Below are 23,322 nucleotides of genomic sequence, written 5' to 3' on the forward strand. Positions count from 1 at the left end.
CTTCATCGCTCTCAGTCGTTTACCCCAGAGGATATCGCAATGACCATCACGCGCCGTAACGTCCTGCTTGGAGCCACCGCCGCCGCTGCGCTCGGCCCGATCGCCGCCCGCGCCCAGACCTCCGAAGTGAAGATCGGCATCATCTATCCGTTCTCGGGCGCCAGCGCCCAGATCGGCGTCGACGCGCAGCGCGCGTTCGAGACCGCCGCCGAGATCATCAACGGCAAATATGACTACGATCTGCCGCTTGCCCGTACCGAGGGCCTGCCGGGCCTCGGCGGCGCCAAGCTCAAGCTGGTGTTCGCCGACCACCAGGCCGACCCGCAGAAGGGCCGCGCCGAAGCCGAGCGCCTGATCACGCAGGAGAAGGTGGCCGCCGTCATCGGCTCGTATCAGAGCTCCGTCGCGGTCACCGCGAGCCAGACCTGCGAACGCTACCAGATCCCGTATCTGTCGGCCGACAACTCCTCGCCGAGCCTGCATCGCCGCGGCCTGAAGTATTATTTCCGCGCCGCGCCGCATGACGAGATGTTCTCGGCGGCGATGTTCGACTTCTTCGATGCGATGAAGAAGAAGGGCACCAAGATCGAGACCCTGGCGCTGTTCCACGAGGACACCATCTTCGGCACCGATTCCGGCAATGCCCAGCTCAAGCTCGCCAATGAGCGCGGCTACAAGGTCGTCGCCGACATCAAGTACCGCGCCAACTCGCCGTCGCTGTCGGCCGAGGTGCAGCAGCTCAAGGCCGCCAACGCCGACGTACTGATGCCGTCGAGCTACACCACCGACGGCATCCTGCTGGTCAAGACCATGGCCGAGCTCGGCTACAAGCCGAACGCGATCGTGGCGCAGGACGCCGGCTTCTCCGAGAAGGCGCTGTACGACGCGGTCGGCGACAAGCTCGAAGGCGTGATCTCGCGCGGCTCGTTCTCGCTCGACCTCGCCGCCAAGCGGCCGATGGTCGGCAAGATCAACGACATGTTCAAGGCGAAGTCCGGCAAGGACCTGAACGACTTCTCCTCGCGTCAGTTCATGGGTCTGATCGTGATGGCCGACGCCATCAACCGCGCCAAGTCCGTCGACGGCGAGAAGATCCGCGACGCGTTGGCGGCGACCGACATGCCGGGCGCGCAGACCATCATGCCGTGGAAGCGGGTGAAGTTCGACGAGAGTGGCCAGAACAACGACGCCGATCCGGTGCTGCTGCAATATGTCGGCGGCAAGTTCGTCACCATCTTCCCGGCCCAGGCCGCGGTCGCCGACGCCATCTGGCCGATGAAGTAATTATCTCGGATGTCGTCCCGGGCAAGCCGCGACGCGCGCCAGCGCGTGGCGGCGCCGACCCGGGACCCATATGCCGAGGCCGTGGTTGGACGATGATTGTCTGTCGTCGTGCCCCACAAGAACAGTCGTGGTTATGGGTCCCGGCTTTCGCCGGGACGACATCCCGTGTCACATCGAGAGTTGGGGGCAAAGCCTGTGACAGCAGAAACAATCATTCAAAGTCTGGCCAGCGGCCTGCTGATGGGCCTGCTCTACGGCCTGATCGCCGTGGGCCTGGCGCTCATCTTCGGCCTGATGGACGTCGTGAACTTCGCCCATGGCGAGTTCCTGATGATCGCGATGTACGCGACCTTCTTCCTGTTCGCGTTCTTCGCGCTCGATCCATTGTTGTCGGCGCCGCTGGTCGCCGCCGCGCTGTTCGTGTTCGGCGCGGTGGTCTACTTGCTGATCGTCAGATTTGCGGTCAGGGCCAAGGCCAATACCGGCATGGTGCAGATCTTCTCCACCTTCGGCCTGGCGGTGCTGATGCGCGGCGTCGCGCAGTACTTCTTCACGCCGGATTATCGCAGCATCCCGCACTCCTGGCTGGGCGGCAAGACGATCTCGATCGCCGGCATCTATCTGCCGCAGCCGCAGCTGATCGGCGCGCTGATCGCGATCGCGGCCTTTGCCGGGCTCTACTTCTTCATCCACCGCACCGATTTCGGCCGGGCGCTGGAGGCGACGCGTGAGGATGCCGGCGCGGTGGCGCTGGTCGGCATCGACAAGAACAAGGTGTTCGCGCTCGGCTGGGGCCTCGGCGCGGCACTGGTCGGTCTTGCCGGTGCCGTCATGGCGATCTTCTTCTACGTGTTTCCCGACGTCGGCGCCTCGTTCGCGACCATCGCCTATGTGACGGTGGCGCTCGGCGGCTTCGGCAGCGTGTTCGGGGCCTTTGCCGGCGGCATCGTGGTCGGCCTCGTCGAGGCCATCACCACGCTGATCCTGCCGCCGTCGCTGAAGACCGTCGGCATCTACGGCGTCTACCTCCTCGTTGTTTTCGTCCGCCCGCGCGGCCTGTTCGGATCGATCTGATGGACAAGGCATTCATTCAACGTCGCCGGCGCGACCTCGTTGTCGCCGCCTTCCTCACGGCCATCGCAGCTGTCGTGCCGATGTTCGTCAAGGACGTCTACGTCCAGAACATCATGGTGCTGACCCTGATGTATGGGGCGCTGTCGCAGAGCTGGAACATCCTGTCCGGCTATTGCGGACAGATCTCGCTCGGCCATGCGCTCTATTTCGGACTCGGAGCGTACACGACCGCGATCCTGTTCACCAAGTTCGGCGTACTGCCCTGGTTCGGCATGCTCTCCGGGGGCGTGCTGTCCGCCATCATCGCGATGGCGCTCGGCTATCCCTGCTTCCGGCTCGGCGGCCATTACTTCGTCATCGCCACCATCGTGATCGCCGAAATCACGCTGCTGCTGTTCCACAATTGGGACTGGGCCGGCGCTGCGCTCGGCATCGATATCCCGGTGCGGCGTGACTCCTGGGTGACGTTCCAGTTCACGCGCTCCAAGCTGCCATACTTCTATTTTGCCCTCGGGCTCGCCTGCGTCGCCTGGCTGGTGACCTGGTGGCTGGAGGACTCGAAGTGGGGCTATTGGTGGCGCGCGGTGAAGGACAATCCGGTCGCGGCCGAGAGCCTGGGCGTCGACGTGTTCAACTCCAAGATGGGTGCCGCAGCCGTGTCCGCGTTCCTGGTGGCGATCGGCGGCAGCTTCTATGCGCAGTTCGTCAGCTACATCGACCCCGAAAGCGTGATGGGATTCCAGTTCTCGCTGCTGATGGCGCTTCCGGCCGTGCTCGGCGGCATCGGCACCCTCTGGGGACCGCTGCTGGGCGCGGTGATCCTGATCCCGCTCACCGAGCTGACCCGCTCCTATATCGGCGGCTCCGGCCGCGGCGTCGATCTGATCGTCTATGGCGGCCTGATCATCGCGATCTCGCTGGCGCGGCCGCAGGGCCTGGTCAGCCTGTTCTCCCGCAAGCCCAAGCCGGCGGCTCAGCCGGTCCGAGAGGCGGTGGCGTCATGACGGCTTTGTTGGAAACGCGCAACATCACCCAGCGCTTCTCGGGCCTGACGGCCAACTCCGACGTCTCGATCAAGGTCGGGCGCGGCGAGATCGTCGGCCTGATCGGTCCGAACGGCGCCGGCAAGTCGACCTTGTTCAACCTGATCGCCGGCGCGTTCAAGCCGACCGAAGGTCAGATCATCTTCGACGGCGAGGACGTCACGGCGCTGCCGGCAGCCGAGCGCTGCCAGCGCGGCATCGGCCGCACCTTCCAGGTGGTGAAGAGCTTCGAGACCATGACGGTGATCGAGAACGTCATCGTCGGCTCCCTGGTGCGCACCACTCACATGCGCGATGCCAGGCGCAGGGCGCACGAGGTGCTGGAGTTCTGCGGCCTCGGCGCTCGGGCCGACGTGCTGGCCAGCGATCTCGTGCCGTCGGAGAAGCGGCGGCTCGAAGTGGCGCGGGCGCTTGCGACCGAGCCGAAGCTGCTGCTGCTCGACGAGGTGCTGACGGGGCTTACGCCGGTCGAATCGCAGAAGGGCGTCGAGCTCGTCCGCCGCGTACGCGACACCGGCATCACGGTGCTGATGGTCGAGCACGTCATGGAGATCGTCATGCCGCTGGTCGACCGCGCCATCGTGCTCGATCTCGGCAAGGTGCTGATCGAAGGCAAGCCCACGGACGTCGTCCGTGATCCCAAAGTCATTTCCGCCTATCTGGGAGACCGCCATGCTGTCGGTGCGTGACGTCACCACCGCCTATCAGGGCCTCGTCGCCATCTCTAACGTGTCGATCGATGTCAACAAGGGCGAGATCGTCTGCGTCGCCGGCGCCAATGGCGCGGGCAAGTCGACCTTGCTGAAGTCGATCGCCGGCGCTGAGCGGCCGCGCGCCGGCTCCGTCACCTTCGATGGCAACCGCATCGACGGCATGGCCCAGCATCTGATCACGGCCAAGGGCATCGCCTACGTGCCGGAGAACCGGCGGCTGTTCCCGCGGCTCGCGGTGCGCGACAATCTGCGCCTCGGCAGCTACATGTTTCGCGGCGAGGCCAACCGCGAGGAGCCGCTCGACTTCGTCTTCAAGCTGTTCCCGCGGCTGTCCGAGCGGATGGATCAGCGCGCGGAGACGCTGTCGGGCGGCGAGCAGCAGATGCTGGCGATCGGCCGCGCACTGATGACCCGGCCGCGGCTGCTGATGCTCGACGAGCCGTCGCAGGGCATCATGCCGAAGCTGGTCGACGAGATCTTCCAGGCGGTGAAGAAAATCCGCGACGCCGGCATGACCGTGCTGATCGTCGAGCAGCGCATGGCCGAGTGTCTGGAGATTGCGGATAGGGCCTACATCCTGCAGACGGGACGCGTGCTGATGCAGGGCACGGCCGCCGAGATCAGCGGCAACAAGGATGTGCGGAAGGCGTATCTGGGATTGTAGTCGGGTAGGTGGGCAAAGCGACGCCGTCAGGCGCCGCGTGCCCACCGCCGGTGCTGGTGAGCGCGGCCGGTGGGCACGGGGCGCAAAACAGCAGTGCTGACGGCAATGATGTGGGCGCGCCTTTGCCCACCCTACGCGCCGAGCAAGCGGTGAGACAACAGCGCTGCCAGATACAGCGCCCTCGCCCCTTGTGGGAGAGGGCATGTGCGGCCCATCCGCGTACGCGGTTGGGTGAGGGGTCTCTTTCCGCGAGCGGCGCTCGTAGAGGCAGACCCCTCACCCAACCGAGTTTGCTGCTCTTTCCTACATGCCCTCTCCCACAAGGGGCGAGGGCGCATTCATGGGCACCGTGCTTGCGGTGCAGTGAAAGCGTCGCGATATGACGCGTGAGAGTTCTCGGCGCTGACTTACACCATCCCCTTACCTGCATCCGAGCCCTGCCGGCGCTGGCGGGCCTGCAGCACCAGAATCACGAACAGCGCGGCGAAGATCACCACGAAGGACACCGCTGAGGTCAGCGTGCCCAGGGCGTAGATATCCGGCTTGGTCACCGTCGTCGTCAGGCCCTGCAGTTCCAGAGGCAAGGTGTTCACTGACCCAATCGCCTGGCTTGAACGGGCGAGCTCGTCCCAAGACAAGGTAAAGCCGAACAGGCCGATGCCGACCACCGAGGGCAGGATGATCGGCAGCACGACGTGGCGGAAGGTCTGCCAGGGCGTGGCGCCGAGGTCGCGGGCGGCTTCCTCGAGGCGGCCGTCGAAGCGGTTGAAGATCGCGAACATGATCAGGAGGCCGAATGGCAGCGTCCAGGTCAGGTGCGCCCCTAAGCCCGACGTGAACAGGCCCATCGCGGTGGTGTGGCCCTCGGCCAGCCAGCCGAGGCCGTAATCGGCGGCATGCTTGTTGATGAAGTCGTCGATCAGGCGGAACTCCAGCGCGATGCCGAGCGAGGTGATGATCGACGGCATGATCAGGCTGGCGATGGCGGTGTAGAACAGGATCGAGGCGCCGCGGAACGGTTTGCGGAACGCCATGCCGGCGGCGACCGACAGCACCACGGTGATGACCATCACGACGAGGCCGAGCGCCAGCGACCGCTTGAACGCGGCGCCGATGTCGACGATGCCGCCGCCGGAGAACACCTTGCCGAACCAGGTGAGCGACACGCCGTTCATCGGAAAGGTGAGGCCGCCGTCGGGGCCCTGGAACGACAGGATGTAGATCGCGATCATTGGCCCGTACAGGAACAGCACATAGGCCGAGAAGAACGCTGCCAGGATGTAGAAAGAGCGCGGGCGCTTGTCTCCCATCTCTCAGAGCTCCTTGCGGACGTCGACGATCCGCGTCAGCGCGGAGATGATGATGATGGTGATGCCGAGCAGGATCACGGCATTCGCCGCGGCCGCCGGGAATTGCAGCGCCGAGAGGCGCGCCTCGATGATCTTGCCGGCGGAGGCGATCTGCTGGCCGCCCATCACGCCGATGGTGACGAAGTCGCCCATCACGATGGTGATGACGAAGATCGAGCCGATCACGATGCCGGGCTTCGACAGGGGAATGACGATGTTGACAAGCGTCTGCCAGCCCGACGCGCCGGCGTCATAGGCGGCCTCGATCAGGCGCTTGTCGATGCGGATCATCGAATTGAAGATCGGCACCACCATGAAGAAGGTGAACAGGTGCACCAGCGCCAGCACCACGGAAAATTCCGAGAACAGCAGCCATTCGATCGGCTTGTTGATCACGCCTGCGCCGACGAGCCCCTGGTTGACGAGGCCGTTGCGGCCGAGCAGGGGGACCCAGGCGATCATGCGGATGACGTTGGAGGTCCAGAACGGGATCGTGCACAACAGCGACAGCACGATCTGCCAGGTCTTGCTGCGGACGTGGAAGGCGAGGAAGTAGGCGACCCAGAAACCGATCAGGAGCGTCAGGCCCCAGGTCAGCAGGCACAGCTTCAGCGTCTTCAGATAGGTCTTCAGGATCGTGCACAGCTCGGGCAGATTGGCGACGCAACCCTCGAACGTGTCCGTATAGCCACGGAAGCTGAGCGCCGGAATCATCTCGTACTCATTGTAGTCCCAGACGCTGACGATGACGACAAGCACCAGCGGCAGCAGGAAGAACAGCGCGAACACCAGCATCATCGGGCCGGCTTGAAGCCAGGCGATCGAGCGCATGGCGAGCCTGCGAAAGCCGCTGTCCGCCGGAGCTATGGTGTCGGGCGAATTGTCGATCGTCACGGCCACGGGCGAAAACCTGTCGATGCGGATGCTGGGCGCTGGAAAAGTCTGCTGCCGCGCCCATGAGCATGGGCGCGGCAGCATGGCTGATCAGATCAAGCTGCGATGAACTCGTTCCACTTGCGGACCATGTAGTCGTTCTCGTCCATGACCGCGTTCCAGCAGACCACGCCGCCCATGCGGTCGTCGTAGGAGCCGCCGTCGCGCACCGCGCCGGCCTTCTCCATCAAGGTGCCGTCCGGCGCCTTGATGTCGGCCTTGGCGGGCTTGCCTTCCATCCAGTAGCCCCACTCGTCCTCGGTCATGTTGGCCTTGGCGGTGGAGAGCACGGCCGAGTAGTAGCCCTGGCGGTTGAGATAGGCGCCGGCCCAGCCGGACAGGTACCAGTTGACGAACTCATAGGCCCAGTCGAGCTTCGGGCTGCCGCCCACCGCCTTCGAGACGCAGAAGCCCGAGGCCCAGGAGCGATAGCCTTCCTTCAGCGGCTGGAACACGCAAGGAATGCCCATCGAACGCACCTTGGTGACGGCCGGCGACCACATCGACTGGATCACGGTCTCGCCCGAGGCCATCAGGTTGACCGACTCGTTGAAGTCCTTCCAGAACGCGCGGAACTGGCCGGCCTTCTTGGCCTCGGTCAGCACCTTCATGGTCAGGTCGATCTCGGCCTTGGTCATGTTGCCCTTGTCGGCATATTTGTACTGGCCGGTCGCCTCGACGACGAGGGCGGCGTCCATGATGCCGATCGAGGGGATGTTGAGAATCGAGGCCTTGCCCTTGAACTCGGGGTTGAGCAGCTCGGCCCAGGACGAGATCGGACGCTTGATGAGGTCGGGACGAATGCCGAGCGTGTCGGCGTTGTAGACGGTCGGGATCAGCGTGACGTATTCGGTCGGCGTCGCCGAGAAGGTCTTGGAGTTCGGACCGTCGAGATACAGCACCTTCCAGGGCGCGGTGCCCTGGCCGCCGATCTTCTTGCCGTTCGGCAGCTCGCCCTTGGTGAACACGGGCGTGATGTTGTTGAACTCCTTGATCTTGCGCGCATCGAGCGGAAAGATGTTGCCCGACGGCACGAGCTTCTTCAGCGAGAAATATTCGGTGTCGAGCACGTCGAACGAGTTCGGCTGGGTGATGACGCGCTTGGTGACGTCATCGGTGGTCGCCGTGATGTATTCGATCTTGATGCCGGTGTCGGCGAGGCATTTCTTGGCGATCTCGTCGCCCTCGTTCACGGCAGTGCCGAGATAGCGCAGCACCTTCGGGTCGGCGGCGTGGACGTAGGGCGCGCTGAGCAGCGTGCCCGTGCCGGCGAGACCGGCGACGCCGGCCGCGCCCTTGAGCAGCGAGCGGCGGCTGATAGGGGTCTTCTTCGATCGATCAGTCATGATCATCTCCTTGAGGAAAGAAAGAACGAGCAAACGAAATCAGGCGACCAGCTCCGCAGCGGGCGCGGCTGCGGCAGGGCGGGGCGTCAGAGCATCGGCGTAGGCTGGATTCCAGGTGACGACGACGCGCTCGCCGATCACGTGCGTCTCGGCATCGAACTGGTCGTCGCTGAGCTGCGCCGAAATCTCGGGGCCGCCATCGGTCGCGACCGCCACCAGCACGTACGTGCCCTGATATTCGATCTTGCTGATCGTGCCCGGCACCGCCGGCCCGTCGATCGCCGCGTTCGGCGCCTTCAGCTGGATGCGGTCGACGCGCACCGCGAAGGTCTCGCCGTTCAGCGGGATGACGTTGTGGCCGCCGATGAAGCGGGCGGCGAACTCGGTGCGCGGATGGTTGAAGATCTCGCGCGGGCTGCCCTGCTGCTCGATGCGGCCGCCATTCATCAGCACGACGAGATCGGACAGCGCCATCGCCTCGTCCTGGCCGTGGGTGACGTGGATGAAGGTGAGGCCGAGCTCGCGCTGCAGCCGCTTCAGCTCGGCGCGCATGCGCAGGCGCAGGAACGGATCGAGCGCCGACAAGGGCTCGTCGAGCAGCAGAATCTGCGGCGAGGTGATCAGCGCGCGCGCCAGCGCCACGCGCTGCTGCTGGCCGCCGGACAGCTGCGCCGGCAGGCGGCCGGCATAGCTCTGCATGTCCACGAGTTCGAGCAGCTCGCGCGCCCGCGCGTGGCGCTCGGGTTTCGAGACGCCCTTCATCTTGAGCGCGAAGGCGACGTTGTCGATCACGGAAAGATGCGGAAATAGCGCATAGGACTGGAACATCATCGCAGTGCCGCGGCCCGCTGGCGGCAGCTCGGTGACGTTCTTCGCGCCGACGATGATGTCGCCCGAGGTCGCGGACTCGTGTCCGGCGATCATGCGCAAGGTCGAGGTCTTGCCGCAGCCGGAAGGGCCGAGCAGGCAGCAATAGGACCCTGCGGGAATCCGCAGGTCGATTGCGTCGACGGCGGTGACGTGACCGTACATCTTCGTCACCTTCACCAGTTCCAAGCTCGCGCCCGCCGCCATCCGCCCTCCGTGTCTTCGATCGTTGCCGTCAGCCGGGCATGAGTGCTCGCACGCATGGTCGAACGCCCGGCTTCCGACCTGCGTGGTGTCTGCAACGGATATGCCAATGACCGGAAACCGGATTGCCGTGTGCATAAAGAGCGCGCGCTTCAGCCGAACCGTATGCAAGAGGCCGGCATACGCCGTCTGCTCCGGCGGCCGCTTGGCTCGTGCCGGACGATTCTCCGAGAAAACAACGGCAACCACGACGTTGTGGAGGCACCTTAGCCCGTCCCTGCCCGTGCACCAGGCGTGTGAAGCGGGCGCCACTACAATCGATGGTGGAGACGCCGGTCGCGCGGCTGCGCGCAATTCGCCAGTGTCTGCCTATCGATCGAGCGGCCGCTGAGTGCCTGCGCAGCCAAGTTCTGCCTCAATATTAGGCATCAAAGCTTTGCGCTGACAAGACGGAGCGTGACGCCACGGCAGGCGCCGCGATCTCGCGGTCACCCTCCCCTGGAGGGGGTGGGTCGCTCGCGCGCGAAGCGGGCGAGCGGGGTGGGGTGAGCCGCGGAAACCGGTGCAAGCGGAGAGATCACCCTACCCCGGCTCACATTCCGCTGCGCTCCATGTGAGCCGACCCTCCCCCTCCAGGGGAGGGTGACAGCGGGGCTCGCCTCAACGGTGCGCGCCGCGAAGCGCGAACGTGCGCCAGAGTTCTTTCGCTTCAGCTAGCGCAATCTTGTTCCCAGCTTGGCGTGGGCAGCCGCCATCAGCATGCGCTCGGCAATGCCGCGCAATTCGGCGGCGCCGACCCGGTCGGACTCGGCGAAGATCTCATAGGACTCGGTCGTGATCGGAAACCAGCGATAGAACCTCGCCTCGTCGAACAGCACGCGGGTGGCGGCTTCGATCTCGGCGGGCGATGGTGCAGGGTACTGCATGCGCTTCCACGGGACCGCTGCGATCAGGGATGATCGGCGTGTTCGGGCAGACTGAGGCCGAACACCTTGACGAGGTCGGCGACCTGCTGCGGCGACAGATGACGCGGGTTGAGCCCGCGTAGCAGCAGATAGAGCCTTGCGGTCTCTTCGAGCTCTTCCATCGCGAACACGGCGGCCTCCAGCGTATCGCCGGAGACGACGGGACCGTGATTGGCCAGCAGCACCGAGGCGTATTTGCCGGCGAGGCCCTTGATGGCGTCGGCCACGGCCGGATCGCCCGGGCGATGATAGGGCACAAGCGCCGTCTGCCCGCAGCGCATCAAATAATAAGGTGTCAGCGGTGGCAATGCGGCGCGGGGGTCGATCTCCGGCAGCATCGAGATCGCGACCGAATGGGTCGAGTGCAGATGCACCACGGCGCGCGCCGCATCGCGCGTCTGGTAGAGCGCGGTGTGCAGCGGCACCTCCTTGGTCGGGGCATCGCCCGACATCAGTCGGCCCGAGGCATCGAGCCGCGACAGCCGGGCGGGATCGAGGAAGCCGAGCGAAGCGTTGGTCGGCGTCACCAGCCAGCCGCCGTCCTCCAGCCGCACGCTGATATTGCCGGAGGAGCCGGGCGTCAGCCCGCGCTCGAACAGCGAGCGGCCGAACCGGCAGATGGCCTCGCGAATCGCAGTGTCCGCCACGCGTCTTTCCTCATCGTCGCCGTTGTGCCGCTTTGTCTCACGCTTTGGCAACCCGGCCAAGCCGTGTTACCCAAGGTCCAGTCCGGGCCAACCGGACATCACCAGGAAACGCTTCAGGGATCTGCCGCATGTCGTCGCCATCGCAATTGAACGTCGCCGTGATCGGGCTCGGCTCGATGGGATTTGGCATGGCGACCTCGCTCAAGCGCGCGGGCTTTGCGGTGACCGGCTGCGACGTCTCGGCGGATGCGGTGGCGCGGTTCGTGGCCGACGGCGGCAAGGGGGCGAGCAGTCCGGCGGAGGCGGCTCGAGGCGCCGACATCGTGGTCAGCGTCGTCGTCAATGCGGCGCAGACCGAAGCGATCCTGTTTGGCCCCGGCGGCGCCGCCGAAACGATGCCGAAGGAGGCCGTGTTCGTGTCCTCCGCGACCATGGACCCAGATGTCGCACGCCGGCTCGCCAAGCAGCTCGAAGCCACCGGGCGGCATTATCTCGATGCGCCGATCTCTGGCGGTGCGCAGCGCGCCGCGCAGGGCGAGCTGACGATCCTGGCCTCCGGCAGCCCGGCCGCCTTCGCCAAGGCGCGGCCCGCGCTCGATGCGATGGCCGCCAAGCTCTACGAGCTCGGTGATGAATCGGGGCAGGGCGCCGCGTTCAAGATGATCAACCAGCTGCTGGCCGGCGTGCACATCGCTGCCGCCAGCGAGGCGATCGCCTTCGCCGCCAAGCAGGGGCTCGATATCAGAAAGGTCTATGAGGTCATCACCGCCTCTGCCGGCAATTCCTGGATGTTCGAGAACCGGATGCCGCACGTGCTCGACGGCGACTATACGCCGCGCAGCGCGGTGGAGATCTTCGTCAAGGACCTCGGCATCATCCAGGACATGGCGCGCAATCACCGCTTCCCGGTGCCGGTCTCGGCCGCCGCGCTGCAGATGTTCCTGATGACATCGGCCGCCGGCATGGGCCGCGACGACGACGCGTCGGTCGCCCGGATGTATGCGCAGGTGACCGGCACCAAGCTGCCGGGCTCTTCCAAGTGATAGCAAAGTAACAGCACGAGTTCTCACGCCATGCCCCGCTTCGCCGCCAATCTCTCGATGATGTTCACCGAGCATCCCTTCCTCGACCGCTTCGCCGCCGCCGCCAAGGCCGGCTTCACGGCGGTGGAATTCCTGTTTCCCTACGATCATCCGGTCGAGGAGGTCGGCAAGCGGCTGCACGGCAACGGCCTGACCCAGGCGCTGTTCAATCTTCCGCCCGGCAATTGGGATGCCGGCGAGAAGGGCTTTGCGGCGCTGCCGCAGCGCTTCGACGATCTCAAGGCGAGCCTCGAGACCGCGCTGCCCTACGCCAAGGCCACCGGCGTGAAGCGGCTGCACATGATGGCGGGGATCGCCGAGCGCAGCGATGCGAAGGCGGTCGAGGCGTACTACAAGTCTGTCGCGTGGGCGGCGGAGTTCTTCGCGCCCCATGGCCTGGACGTCGTGATCGAGCCGATCAATGCGCGCAACGTGCCCGGCTATTTCCTCAACGATTTCGGCTTCGCCCGCGATCTGATCCGCGAGCTCAAGCTTCCGAACCTGAAGCTGCAGTTCGACATCTATCACTGCCAGATCATCCACGGCGACGTCACGATGCGGCTGCGCGAGATGATGGACATCACCGGCCACATCCAGATCGCCAGCATCCCCTCGCGCAACGAGCCTGACGGCGAGGAGCTGAACTATCCGTTCCTGTTCGCCGAGCTCGACCGGCTCGGCTATGCCGGCTTCGTCGGCTGCGAGTACAACCCGCGCGGCCGCACCGAGGACGGCCTCGGCTGGTTCGCAGCCTACAAGGGAGTGAAGCCGTGACCCTGAAGCTCGGCTGCATAGCCGACGATTACACCGGCGCCTCCGATCTCGCCAACACCCTGACCCGCGCCGGCCTGCGCACGGTGCAGACGATCGGCGTGCCGGCCGCCGATCTCGCGCTGCCGGAGGTCGATGCGGTCGTGGTGTCGCTCAAGAGCCGTTCGATCGAGGCCTCCCTTGCCGTGGCCCGCTCGCGCGAGGCCGATACGTGGCTGCGCGGGCGCGGCGCCCGGCACGTGCTGTTCAAGATCTGCTCGACGTTCGACTCCACCGACGCCGGCAATATCGGCCCGGTCATGGATGCGCTCGCCGGCGATGCCGGTGACGGCATCGTCCTGGTGACCCCGGCCTTCCCGGAGACCAGGCGCACGGTCTATCAGGGCAACCTGTTCGTCGGCGCCGTGCCGCTCAACGAGAGCCCGCTGAAGGATCATCCGCTCAACCCGATGCACGATGCCAATCTGGTGCGGGTGCTGGCGCGGCAGAGCCAAAGGAAGATCGGGCTGGTCGATCTCGCGACCGTGGTGCACGGCCCCGAGGCGATCGGCCATCGGCTCGCCGAGCTGGCGGGGCAGGGCATTGGCGCTGCCATCGTCGACGCCGTGTTCGATGCCGATCTGACGGCGATCGGCGCAGCCGCTCTGAACAACCGCGTCTCCGTCGGCGCCTCCGGCATCGGGCTCGGCCTGGCGCGGGCGCTGGTCGAGGGCGGTCACGTACAGTCGCACGGCCTCGCCCATCATGCGGATGCGCCGGTCGGCGGCCTGGCGGCGTGTCTCGCCGGCAGCTGCTCGCAGGCGACCTTGCAGCAGATCGCGCAGGCCGAGACCATCATGCCGGTGCTGCATCTCGACGCGGCGGGCCTCATCGCCGGACCCGACGAGACGCGGCGCGCGCTCGCCTGGGCGCGTGAACGCATCGGCAAGGGGCCGGTGCTGATCGCCTCCAGCGCCACGCCGGATCAGGTCGGCGCACTGCAGGCGAGGCACGGCCGCGACGCCGCGGGACACGCCATTGAGCAGGCGATGGCCGATCTGGCGGAGGGACTGATCGGCGCCGGTGTGAGGCGACTGATCGTCGCGGGCGGTGAGACCTCCGGCGCGGTGGTCGACCGGCTGAAGATCCCCGGCTTCCTGGTCGGGCCGGAGATTGCGGCCGGCGTGCCGGTGCTGCGCGCGATCGGCGCCGAGGCGAGGGATATGCTGCTGGCGCTGAAGTCGGGCAATTTCGGCGGCCCGCAGTTCTTTGCCGATGCGCTGGGGCTGATGCGGTAGCAGCGCATCGGCCGCCGGCCGGCTGCATCAGGGCGTGCCGGATTTTGGAACGCCCTGCAAGGCCTGGAGCCTGATTTCCTCATCTGCATAGTTTGTGAGCCGGAGGATTGCCGGGAGGCATGACCGTGCCGCCATAAGCGCCGTCACGCACACAGAAAAAGCAGAAGTTTTTCGCGTGTAATGCACGTCGACTCCCGTAAATTAACGGTCTCTAGGGACCTCACCTGTATACCGCCGATACGGAGCGTCGCGTGACGCGTCCATCTGTGGGTGGGGCAATGAAACTGAATCGGATCGGCTATAAACTCGGGCTCGCTGGCGCCATCGGCGCAACTCTGGCCGTCGGCATGATCGCAAATCAGATGATCGCAGAGACGGCGGTCAACCGCGCCAATGAGCAGGCCGAGCGCGCCCGGCGCGTGGTCGAAAGCGTGATGTCGGCGAGCATCAACATGCAGCAGAGCCAGCTTGCGGGCCGCTCGGCGCGGCTGGCGCGGCTGCCGGCCGACGCCGAGAAGGCGGCCAGCGACATTCAGCAATTCTCGACCGCCATGGTCACCGACATCGACGGCGCGCTCGCCAATGTCACGACCAGTGAGAACCGCACCCGCCTGACCCGGCTCAAGGAGCTGATGACGAGCTATGCCTCGGGCGCGGTCGAGCTGGCGCAGGCGCAGAAGACGCTGCTGCTGCAGATCGACAAGCGCAGCGCCGTCTCCAACGAATGGACCAAGGGGCTGCAGGCGGTGCTGAGCTCGCCGACGCTGCCGAACCTCGCTTTCCGCGAGCGCGTCGAGCGCCAGCTTCATGCCGCCGACGCCAAGCTGAACTATGTGCGATCGCAGGCGTGGCGCTTCGGCGTGACCGGCGACGCCGCGACGATCACGCTGGTCAAGCAGACCGTGCCGGTGCTGAAGAGCTCGCTCACCGATGCGCGCATGCTCGCCGACGACCGCGAGATTCAGGCCGCGATCACCCGGCTCAACGGCATCGCATCCGAGTTCGTCGCCGCCAACGACGAGGTGGTGAAGACCGAGGGCATCAAGGAGGCGCTGCTGCGCGACCGCACGCTCATATATCTCGGCGAGGCCGGCGAGCTGATGACCGCATCGATCCAGGATGCCCGCGCGCGCAACGCCAGCGCCCGCTACGATGCCAACGAGGTGGCGGCGCAGGCCAGCCGCATCACGCTGATCGTCGGATTGGCCGTTCTCGTCTCGGTGATCTCATCGGTCGTGTTCTCGTTCTTCGGCATCGCCCGGCCGTTGACGCGTCTCAATGCCGCGCTCGGCGAGATGGCGCGGGGCCGGCTCGACATCGCAATCCCCGGCGCATCGCGCGGTGACGAGATCGGCGACGTCGCCAAGACCGTGACCGTGATCCAGAGCAATGCCGAGGACAAGGCGCGCGCCGAAGCGGAGACGAAGAGTGCGCAGGATGCGACCGCCGCGCGCCAGCGCAAGGCCGACATGCAGCGGCTCGCCGAGCAGTTCGAAGCCGCGGTCGGCGAGATCGTCAACACCGTCTCGTCGGCGTCGAGCCAGCTCGAGCAGTCCGCGACAACGCTCACCCAGGCGGCCGAGCGCTCGCAAGGCCTGACCACGGCGGTTGCCTCCGCCTCCGAGGAGGCCACCACGAACGTTCAGTCGGTGGCGTCCGCGACCGAACAGATGGCCTCGTCGGTCACCGAGATCAGCCGCCAGGTGCAGGAATCCGCGCGCATCGCCAACGATGCCGTCGGCCAGGCCCGCAGCACGACCGGCCGCGTCAGCGAGCTGTCCAAGGCCGCGACGCGGATCGGCGACGTGGTCGAGCTGATCAACACCATCGCCGGTCAGACCAACCTGCTGGCGCTCAACGCCACCATCGAGGCGGCGCGCGCCGGCGACGCCGGCCGCGGCTTCGCGGTGGTCGCCTCCGAGGTCAAGGCGCTGGCGGAGCAGACCGCGAAGGCCACCGGCGAAATCGGTCAGCAGATCTCCAGCATCCAGGTCGCGACCCAGGAATCCGTCGGCGCCATCAAGGAGATCTCTGCCACGATCGAGAAGCTGTCGGAGATCTCGTCGGCGATCGCTGCCGCCGTGGAGGAGCAGGGCGCGGCGACGCAGGAAATCTCGCGCAACGTCCAGCAGGCCGCGCATGGCACCCAGCAGGTCTCCGCCAACATCATCGACGTCGAGCGCGGCGCGGCCGCGACCGGCTCGGCCTCGGCGCAGGTGCTCGCCGCGGCGCAGGCGCTGTCCGGCGACAGCAGCCGTCTCAAGCAGGAGGTCGCGAGCTTCCTCGGCTCGGTGCGGGCGGCGTAGCAAAACAAGCGGGACAACGGGCGAGTACTGGTCCGAGACGTAAATGAAAGGCCGGAGCGGCAACGCTCCGGCCTTTCAGCTTTGCGGGGGCGCAGCCTCCGAAGGGGCGTAGTTCTACGTCATTCGCGTCAATCTGCCGCAGCGCGGCTGCTGAACTCCCGTAGATCTCCGGTGCTGTCCGTTAAGGGTTCCCCTACGCGCGAGTTCCAATTTGCACGTCTGAATTCTTGCAAATTGGCGCGGCGTTTCCCAGCGATCGGACTTTGCAGCGCCTCACCGGGAAGCGGAGACATGAAGCTCAATCGTATCGGCTACAAGCTGGGCCTCGCCGGCTTGATCGGCATGCTGCTGGCCGTCGCAGCGCTCGTCAACCAGCAGATGTCGCAGAGCGCCGTTGAAGAGGCCACCAAGGCGTCCGATCGCCAAGTGGTGATCAGCAGGCTGACGATGACTGCGGACGCCGACCTGCGCAGCCTTCAACTCGCCAACCGCGGCGTGCGGCTGGCGCGAAGCGTGGCCGAGGTCGACAAGCTTCTTGCCGACGAGCATCAGATCGAGGCACGCGTGAAGTCGAGCCTCGAGAACGCGCAGAACACGGCGGTCCGTCCGGCCAGCAAGGAGCGCTTCGGCAAGGTTCTCGCGCTCACGGTCGACTACAAGAACGGCGCCGAGGAGATCGTCCGGATGCAGAAGGAGCTGCTGGCGACGAACGCGCTGCGCGACACGGAGGCCGCCGACTGGACCAAGCAGTTCGATCACCTGATCAAGCTACCGGCGCTGAAGGAGGCGGCGGACGCCACCGCGCTCGAGCGCGATCTGCATGAGCTCAACGCCGTGGGCATCGGGATCCGCACCCATGCGTGGCGCTATCTGGCGACCGGCGACGTGAGATCCAAGGAGACCATGATGGCCCGGGCCAAGGAGCTTGACCAGAGCTTCGTCCAGATCATGGCGCGGGTGCCGCAAGCGGCGAAGACGGACATTGAGAAGCTGCGCGAGGATCTCAAGACCTATATCGAGTCCTCGACCAAGGCGGCCTCCCTCGAGGAGGCCAAGACGAAGCTGCTCGCCGAACGCATGTTTCCCGCGGCCGATCAGGCCGGCAAGCTGATGGCGGAGGCCGTCCAGGCGGCGGACAAATTCGCCAAGGAAGCCAAGGAGGCAGCCGAGGCGACGATTGCGAGCGCAACGCGGGTGAACTTCACGCTCTCGGTCGTGCTCGTCCTCGTGCTGGCCGGCTCAGTGGCGTTCGGCTTCATGGGCATCTCCCGCCCGATCGTCGCGCTGAACGGTGCGTTGGGCCGCATGGCCTCCGGCGATCTCGATATCAAGGTGCCCGGCGCGAACCGCGGCGACGAGGTCGGCGACATGGCCAAGAACGTCGTGATCATTCGCGAGAACGCCGAAGCCAAGGCGCGCGCCGAGGCCGAGCAGAAGGCGCAGGCGGATGCGATCGCCGCCGAGCAGCGCAAGCGCGACATGCGCGAGCTCGCCGACTCGTTCGAGCGCTCGGTCGGACAGATCATCGAGACCGTCTCGTCGGCCTCGACCGAATTGGAGGCCTCGGCGGGCTCGCTGACTTCGACCGCCGAACGCTCGCAGCAGATGGCCGTGACCGTTGCCGCGGCCTCCGAGCAGGCGACGACCAACGTCCAGTCGGTCGCCTCCGCCACGGAGGAGCTGTCGTCGTCGGTGACCGAAATCAGCCGCCAGGTGCAGGAGTCGGCGCGCATGGCGAGCGGTGCGGTCGACCAGGCGCGCATCACCAACGACAAGGTCAGCGAGCTGTCCAAGGCCGCCGCCCGGATCGGCGACGTCGTCGAGCTGATCAACACCATTGCCGGCCAGACCAACCTGCTGGCGCTCAACGCCACCATCGAGGCGGCGCGCGCCGGCGAAGCCGGCAAGGGCTTTGCCGTCGTCGCCACCGAGGTCAAGGCGCTGGCCGAGCAGACCTCGAAGGCGACCGGCGAGATCGGCCAGCAGATCGCGGGCATCCAGGCGGCAACCCAGGAGTCGGTCAGCGCCATCAAGGCGATCTCCGGCACGATCGAGCGGCTCTCGGAAATCTCGTCGACGATCGCCGCCGCCGTGGAGGAGCAGGGCGCGGCCACCCAGGAGATCTCGCGCAACGTCCAGCAGGCCGCGCAGGGCACGCAGCAGGTCTCGTCCAACATCACCGAGGTTCAGCGGGGCGCCAGCGAGACCGGCTCGGCGTCCTCGCAGCTGCTGTCGGCCGCCCAGACCCTGTCGACGGACAGCAACCGCCTGAAGCTGGAGGTCAGCCGCTTCCTGCAGACGGTGCGCGCGGCGTAGCACCGTTCACATCAGCCTCTCCGAATGCGGTCCGGCGAGGCCGGCCGCGGCTTTGCCGCGGTCGCTTCCGAGGTGAAGGCGCCGGCCGAGCAGACCGCCAAGGCCACCGGCGAGATCGGCCAGCAGATCGGCAGCATCCAGGCGGCGACGCAGGAATCCGTCCGCGCCATCTGCGAAATCTCCGGCACCATTGAGAAGCTGTCGGAGATCTCGTCGGCCATCGCCGCCGCGGTCGAGGGGCAGGGCGCGGCGACGCAGGAGATCTCGCGCAACATCCAGCAGGCGTCGATCGGCACCCGGCAGGTGTCGTCCAATATTGCCGAGGTACGCGCGGCGCCAGCGAGACCGGCTCGGCGTCGTCCCAGGTGCTGTCGGCGGCGCAGATCCGGCGACGACGAGATCAGGGCGTGGCCGGAAAGCCGCGCCCTTTATTCATGCGCCGATGGTTTCCCGAGCAGCGGTCGCGCCGATACCCGTGGATCTACTGCCACAATCGTTAACGCCTGCTTCAATTGTCATGGGGAATTGTCGTTACGCCATGTCAAGTCGCCTTCTGCCTGCTGCGGGGGGACCCCAACTCCTTAGAGGATTCGCATGCTCTCGTTTCTGCTGAACATGAAGACGTCGCGCAAGCTTGCCGCCGCCTTCCTGATGACGATGGTCGTGTCCGTGATTGCCAGCATGATCACATGGCAGAACCTGTCCACGCTGGCCCAGAACAATCAATGGACGGTTCATACCTATCAGGTGATCGATCAGACCAAGGCGCTCGTCTCCGCGATGGTCGATGCCGAGACCGGCGTGCGCGGCTTCCTGGTCGGCGGAACCGAGAACTTCCTCGAGCCCTACAAAAATTCGGATGCGGCCTTCAAGAAGGCGCTGGCTGAAGTGAAGCGCTTGACGTCCGACAATCCGGCTCAGCAGCGCCGCTTCGAGCAGATCGAGAAGGCCGCGGCCGGCTGGCGCCAGGATGTGGCTGACAAGGAGATCGCGCTGATGCGCAATCCGCAGACGGTGGCCGAGGCACGTAACCTCGAGGCCTCCGGCGCCGGCAAGAAGTACATGGACGGTCTGCGCGGGCTGGTGAAGGAGGTCATCGACGCCGAAGCGTCCCTGCTGCAGGCGCGCGCGGATGCCGCCGACGCGGCCCTGGCCTCGTCGCGGACGGCGATCGTCACCGGCGGCATCGTCATGGCCGCGATCGCGGTGATCGCGCTGTTCGTCCTCAACGGCGCGGTCACGCGCGGTATCACCAGCATGACCGCCGCGATGGGACGTCTCGCCGCCAACGATCTCAGCGTCACGATTCCCTATTTCGATCGCCGCGACGAAGTCGGCGACATGGCGAAAGCCGTGCAGATCTTCAAGGACAACGCGATCCGGGTCCAGGCGCTCGAAGCCGAGCAGAAGGAGACGGAGCGACGTCAGGCCGAGAATCGCCGCCGCGACATGATGGATCTTGCCGGGCGCTTCGAGCAGACCGTCGGCGACATCGTCAACGCCGTCTCCAGCGCATCGGGACGGCTGGAGACCTCGGCCAATATGCTGAGCCGCTCCGCCGATCGTGCGCAGGAGCTGACCACGACCGTGAGCTCGGCCTCGGAGCTCGCCTCGAGCAACGTGCAGTCGGTCGCCTCCGCGACCGAGGAGCTGTCGTCGTCGGTGACCGAGATCAGCCGTCAGGTGCAGGAATCGGCGCGCATGGCGGGCGAAGCCGTCAACCAGGCACGCCGGACCAATGAGCAGGTGAGCGAGCTGTCCAAGGCCGCGGCGCGGATCGGCGACGTGGTCGAGCTCATCAACACCATCGCCGGCCAGACCAATCTGCTGGCGCTCAACGCCACCATCGAGGCGGCGCGCGCCGGTGAGGCTGGCCGTGGCTTTGCGGTGGTCGCCACCGAGGTCAAGGCGCTGGCCGAGCAGACCTCGAAGGCGACCGGCGAGATCGGTCAGCAGATCTCCGGCATCCAGAGTGCGACCCAGGAATCGGTCGGCGCCATCAAGGAGATTTCGGGCACCATCGAGCGGCTGTCGGAGATCGCTTCGACCATTGCTGCTGCCGTCGAGCAGCAGGGCGCGGCCACGCAGGAGATCTCGCGCAACGTCCAGCACGCCTCGCAGGGCACCAAGGACGTTTCCACCAACATCATCGAGGTTCAGCGCGGTGCCAACGAGACCGGCTCGGCCTCGTCGGAGGTTCTGTCCGCGGCGCAGGCGCTGTCGTCCGACAGCAATCGCCTGAAGGCCGAAGTCTCGCGCTTCCTGCAAACGGTTCGCGCGGCCTGATCCACGGCAGCAGCCCATTCGGCTCACGGCGGCAACATGGTTGCCGCCGTTTTTCTTTGGCTGGAGTCCTCGTGACGGCTGGGGGCTGACTCAACCTATGGGAACATACCCGAAGAACCGTAGTTTCGCGGTTGTGCCATTTTATCTTAGGTTAATCAGCGGCTGCGACAATCTGTAGACCGATTGCTGAATAGTTAATCATGCCAGTGCGGGCATGACCTCCTGGCCATCATTACAAACTGGAAGCCGCGCCATGCGTAAGAACCTGCCCGTCACCAATGTCGAGTATCCGATCACGGATGACACCCTGATCGTGTCGAAGACCGACGCGAAGGGGAAGCTGACATTCTTCAACCAGGATTTTGTCGACGCCGCTGGCTTCACCGAGGCCGAGCTGATGGGGCAGCCGCACAACATCGTGCGCCATCCCGACATGCCGCCGGAGGCGTTCGACAATCTCTGGACCACGCTGAAGGCGGGGCGGCCCTGGGTCGGCGCGGTCAAGAACCGCCGCAAGAACGGCGACTATTACTGGGTGCTGGCGACGGCGTCGCCGATCCGCAAGGACGGCCAGGTCGTCGGCTACACGTCGGTGCGCACCAAGCTGCCGTCCGACCAGCGCGCCGAGGCCGAGCAGGTCTACGCGGCGATCCGCGAGAAGAAGCCGCATGGCTACAAGATCGATGACGGCATCGTCCGCCGCCGCTCGGTGTTCGATCACCTTACAATGTTCACCGGGACGATTGCGTCCCGGCTGCGGACGCTGCTGGGTCTGCAGACCCTGTTCCTGATCGTGCTCGGCGTGATGTCGTTCGGCGGCGGCGGGCTCGCCGGCATGACCGGCGCGGGCATCGCGGCTGCCGGCGTGCTGCTCTGCGGCCTGGTCGGCTTGCGAACGATGCAGGTCATCGTGGGTCCGCTCGATCATGTCAACGAGACCATGGAGAGCATCACGCAGGGCAAGCTCGACACCCGGATGCGCATCGAGCGCGACGACGAGATCGGCCGCGCCTTGCGCAATCTGCAGACCGTGCAGACGATGGTGCGCTTCAATGCGCGCGAGCTCATGGAGCAGGAGAAGCGCGCCGCTGTCTCGCGCAAGCAGGAGATGTCGCGGCTCGCCGACAGCTTCGAAAGCGCCGTCGGCAACATCGTGGAGACCGTCTCCTCGGCATCGAGCGAGCTGGAGAACTCGGCCAACTCGTTGTCGGGCACCGCGACGCGCGGGCAGGAGCTTTCGACCACGGTGGCCGCGGCCTCGGAGGAAGCCTCCGCGAACGTTCAGGCCGTCGCCTCGGCGACCGAGGAGCTGACCTCGTCCGTCAGGGAGATCAGCCGCCAGGTGCAGGAATCGGCGCGCATCGCCTCCGATGCGGTCGAGCAGGCACGCCGCACCAACGATCGTGTCGGCGAGCTGTCCAAGGCCGCCACCCGGATCGGCGACGTCGTCGAGCTGATCAACACCATCGCCGGCCAGACCAACCTGCTGGCGCTCAACGCCACCATCGAAGCGGCGCGCGCTGGCGAGGCCGGCCGCGGCTTCGCGGTCGTCGCCTCTGAGGTGAAGGCGCTGGCCGAGCAGACCGCCAAGGCGACCGGTGAGATTGGCCAGCAGATCGGCAGCATCCAGAGCGCGACCCAGGAGTCGGTGACGGCGATCAGGGAAATCTCGGTCACGATCGAGCGGCTGTCGGAAATTTCGGCCACCGTCGCCGCCGCCGTGGAGGAGCAGGGTGCGGCGACCTCCGAGATCTCGCGCAACATTCAGCACGCTGCGGCCGGCACCCAGGAGGTCTCGTCGAACATCACCGACGTCCAGCGCGGCGCCAGCGAGACCGGCGACACCTCGGGGCAGGTTCTCACCGCCGCCCGCCAGCTGTCGGGCGACAGCCAAAAGCTCAAGCAGGAGGTCAGCCGTTTCCTGCAGTCGGTGCGCGCCGCCTGATCGAACGCGCCGCTTTCATGACGACAGATGACAGCGGCCGGGAACGGCCGCTGTTTGCGTTCGATGCTCGAACGAGGCGTTGGCCCCGGCGCTGCTGCGGATCTGCAAAATCAGTCGCAACGTCTGACACGGTCTGTGTGCGCTGCACCGTTGCAAACATCTCACACAGGACGGACCGGCCACAAACGCCGTCATCGCGCCATAATCCCGCTAAGGTGCAAAGCTTCCTTGTATCCGAGATTTGTTCAAC

The 23,322-nt window shown here is 66.0% G+C and carries 18 protein-coding genes and 1 pseudogene; 13 read left to right on the forward strand and 6 right to left on the reverse strand.

What is annotated here, in order from left to right:
• Positions 1 to 39 precede the first annotated feature (39 nt).
• From QX108_RS21035 to QX108_RS21055, 5 genes are all read left to right on the forward strand, one after another.
• Complete coding sequence (locus tag QX108_RS21035; RefSeq protein WP_315782605.1) at positions 40 to 1,284, forward strand: ABC transporter substrate-binding protein; 1,245 nt, start codon at positions 40 to 42, stop codon at positions 1,282 to 1,284.
• A gap of 195 nt (positions 1,285 to 1,479) precedes the next feature.
• A complete protein-coding gene (locus tag QX108_RS21040) occupies positions 1,480 to 2,358 on the forward strand; it encodes a branched-chain amino acid ABC transporter permease (RefSeq protein WP_315719164.1) in 879 nt (292 codons plus the stop codon).
• Positions 2,358 to 3,362, forward strand: coding sequence for a branched-chain amino acid ABC transporter permease (locus QX108_RS21045; protein WP_315719165.1), 1,005 nt, complete (start codon positions 2,358 to 2,360; stop codon positions 3,360 to 3,362). The genes QX108_RS21040 and QX108_RS21045 overlap by 1 nt, the downstream gene beginning before the upstream one ends.
• Complete coding sequence (locus tag QX108_RS21050; RefSeq protein ID WP_315782603.1) at positions 3,359 to 4,090, forward strand: ABC transporter ATP-binding protein; 732 nt, start codon at positions 3,359 to 3,361, stop codon at positions 4,088 to 4,090. Before QX108_RS21045 ends, QX108_RS21050 begins: the two co-directional genes overlap by 4 nt.
• Positions 4,074 to 4,778, forward strand: coding sequence for an ABC transporter ATP-binding protein (locus QX108_RS21055; protein ID WP_315782601.1), 705 nt, complete (start codon positions 4,074 to 4,076; stop codon positions 4,776 to 4,778). The genes QX108_RS21050 and QX108_RS21055 overlap by 17 nt, the downstream gene beginning before the upstream one ends.
• A 407-nt stretch (positions 4,779 to 5,185) precedes the next feature.
• Here QX108_RS21055 and QX108_RS21060 read toward each other — a convergent pair whose 3' ends face one another.
• The 6 genes from QX108_RS21060 to QX108_RS21085 form a co-directional block, all read right to left on the reverse strand.
• Positions 5,186 to 6,088 (reverse strand): ABC transporter permease, encoded by a 903-nt coding sequence (locus tag QX108_RS21060; protein WP_315782600.1) that lies wholly within the window; start codon positions 6,086 to 6,088, stop codon positions 5,186 to 5,188.
• 3 nt (positions 6,089 to 6,091) lie between these two features.
• Positions 6,092 to 7,027, reverse strand: a complete 936-nt coding sequence (locus QX108_RS21065; protein ID WP_315782599.1) for an ABC transporter permease — start codon at positions 7,025 to 7,027, stop codon at positions 6,092 to 6,094.
• Between the two features lie 89 nt (positions 7,028 to 7,116).
• Positions 7,117 to 8,406, reverse strand: coding sequence for a PotD/PotF family extracellular solute-binding protein (locus QX108_RS21070; RefSeq protein ID WP_172112003.1), 1,290 nt, complete (start codon positions 8,404 to 8,406; stop codon positions 7,117 to 7,119).
• Positions 8,407 to 8,445: 39 nt separating this feature from the next.
• Positions 8,446 to 9,480, reverse strand: a complete 1,035-nt coding sequence (locus QX108_RS21075; protein WP_315782598.1) for an ABC transporter ATP-binding protein — start codon at positions 9,478 to 9,480, stop codon at positions 8,446 to 8,448.
• A 710-nt stretch (positions 9,481 to 10,190) separates the two neighbouring features.
• Positions 10,191 to 10,403, reverse strand: a complete 213-nt coding sequence (locus QX108_RS21080; protein WP_315719171.1) for a hypothetical protein — start codon at positions 10,401 to 10,403, stop codon at positions 10,191 to 10,193.
• A gap of 23 nt (positions 10,404 to 10,426) precedes the next feature.
• Entirely contained in the window at positions 10,427 to 11,089 is a 663-nt protein-coding gene (locus QX108_RS21085; RefSeq protein WP_172112006.1) for an aldolase, read from the reverse strand.
• Between the two features lie 128 nt (positions 11,090 to 11,217).
• On the opposite strand from QX108_RS21085, the gene ltnD reads away from it, so the two are divergent.
• The 8 genes and pseudogenes from ltnD (at position 11,218) to QX108_RS21125 (ending at position 23,072) form a co-directional block, all read left to right on the forward strand.
• Positions 11,218 to 12,132: an L-threonate dehydrogenase gene (gene ltnD / locus QX108_RS21090; RefSeq protein WP_315782597.1), complete on the forward strand. Its 915-nt coding sequence runs from the start codon at positions 11,218 to 11,220 to the stop codon at positions 12,130 to 12,132.
• A gap of 30 nt (positions 12,133 to 12,162) precedes the next feature.
• Entirely contained in the window at positions 12,163 to 12,945 is a 783-nt protein-coding gene (gene otnI, locus QX108_RS21095) for a 2-oxo-tetronate isomerase (protein ID WP_315719174.1), read from the forward strand.
• Entirely contained in the window at positions 12,942 to 14,219 is a 1,278-nt protein-coding gene (gene otnK / locus QX108_RS21100; RefSeq protein WP_315719175.1) for a 3-oxo-tetronate kinase, read from the forward strand. Before otnI ends, otnK begins: the two co-directional genes overlap by 4 nt.
• Positions 14,220 to 14,497: 278 nt before the next feature.
• Positions 14,498 to 16,525, forward strand: a complete 2,028-nt coding sequence (locus QX108_RS21105; RefSeq protein WP_315719176.1) for a HAMP domain-containing methyl-accepting chemotaxis protein — start codon at positions 14,498 to 14,500, stop codon at positions 16,523 to 16,525.
• A 291-nt stretch (positions 16,526 to 16,816) separates the two neighbouring features.
• On the forward strand, positions 16,817 to 18,841 hold the full coding sequence (locus QX108_RS21110; protein ID WP_315782594.1) for a HAMP domain-containing methyl-accepting chemotaxis protein: 2,025 nt from the start codon (positions 16,817 to 16,819) through the stop codon (positions 18,839 to 18,841).
• Between the two features lie 27 nt (positions 18,842 to 18,868).
• Positions 18,869 to 19,341 (forward strand): annotated as a pseudogene (locus QX108_RS33515) (methyl-accepting chemotaxis protein); the annotation flags it as partial.
• Positions 19,342 to 19,498: 157 nt separating this feature from the next.
• The gene (locus tag QX108_RS21120; protein WP_315782932.1) at positions 19,499 to 21,127 is read left to right on the forward strand and encodes a methyl-accepting chemotaxis protein; all 1,629 of its coding nucleotides are present in this window, start codon (positions 19,499 to 19,501) and stop codon (positions 21,125 to 21,127) included.
• Positions 21,128 to 21,380: 253 nt separating this feature from the next.
• Positions 21,381 to 23,072, forward strand: coding sequence for a methyl-accepting chemotaxis protein (locus tag QX108_RS21125; RefSeq protein ID WP_315719179.1), 1,692 nt, complete (start codon positions 21,381 to 21,383; stop codon positions 23,070 to 23,072).
• Positions 23,073 to 23,322: the final 250 nt, after the last annotated feature.

It is taken from the genome of Bradyrhizobium sp. SZCCHNR1002, from assembly GCF_032381435.1.
GTDB classification, from domain to species: domain Bacteria; phylum Pseudomonadota; class Alphaproteobacteria; order Rhizobiales; family Xanthobacteraceae; genus Bradyrhizobium; species Bradyrhizobium aeschynomenes.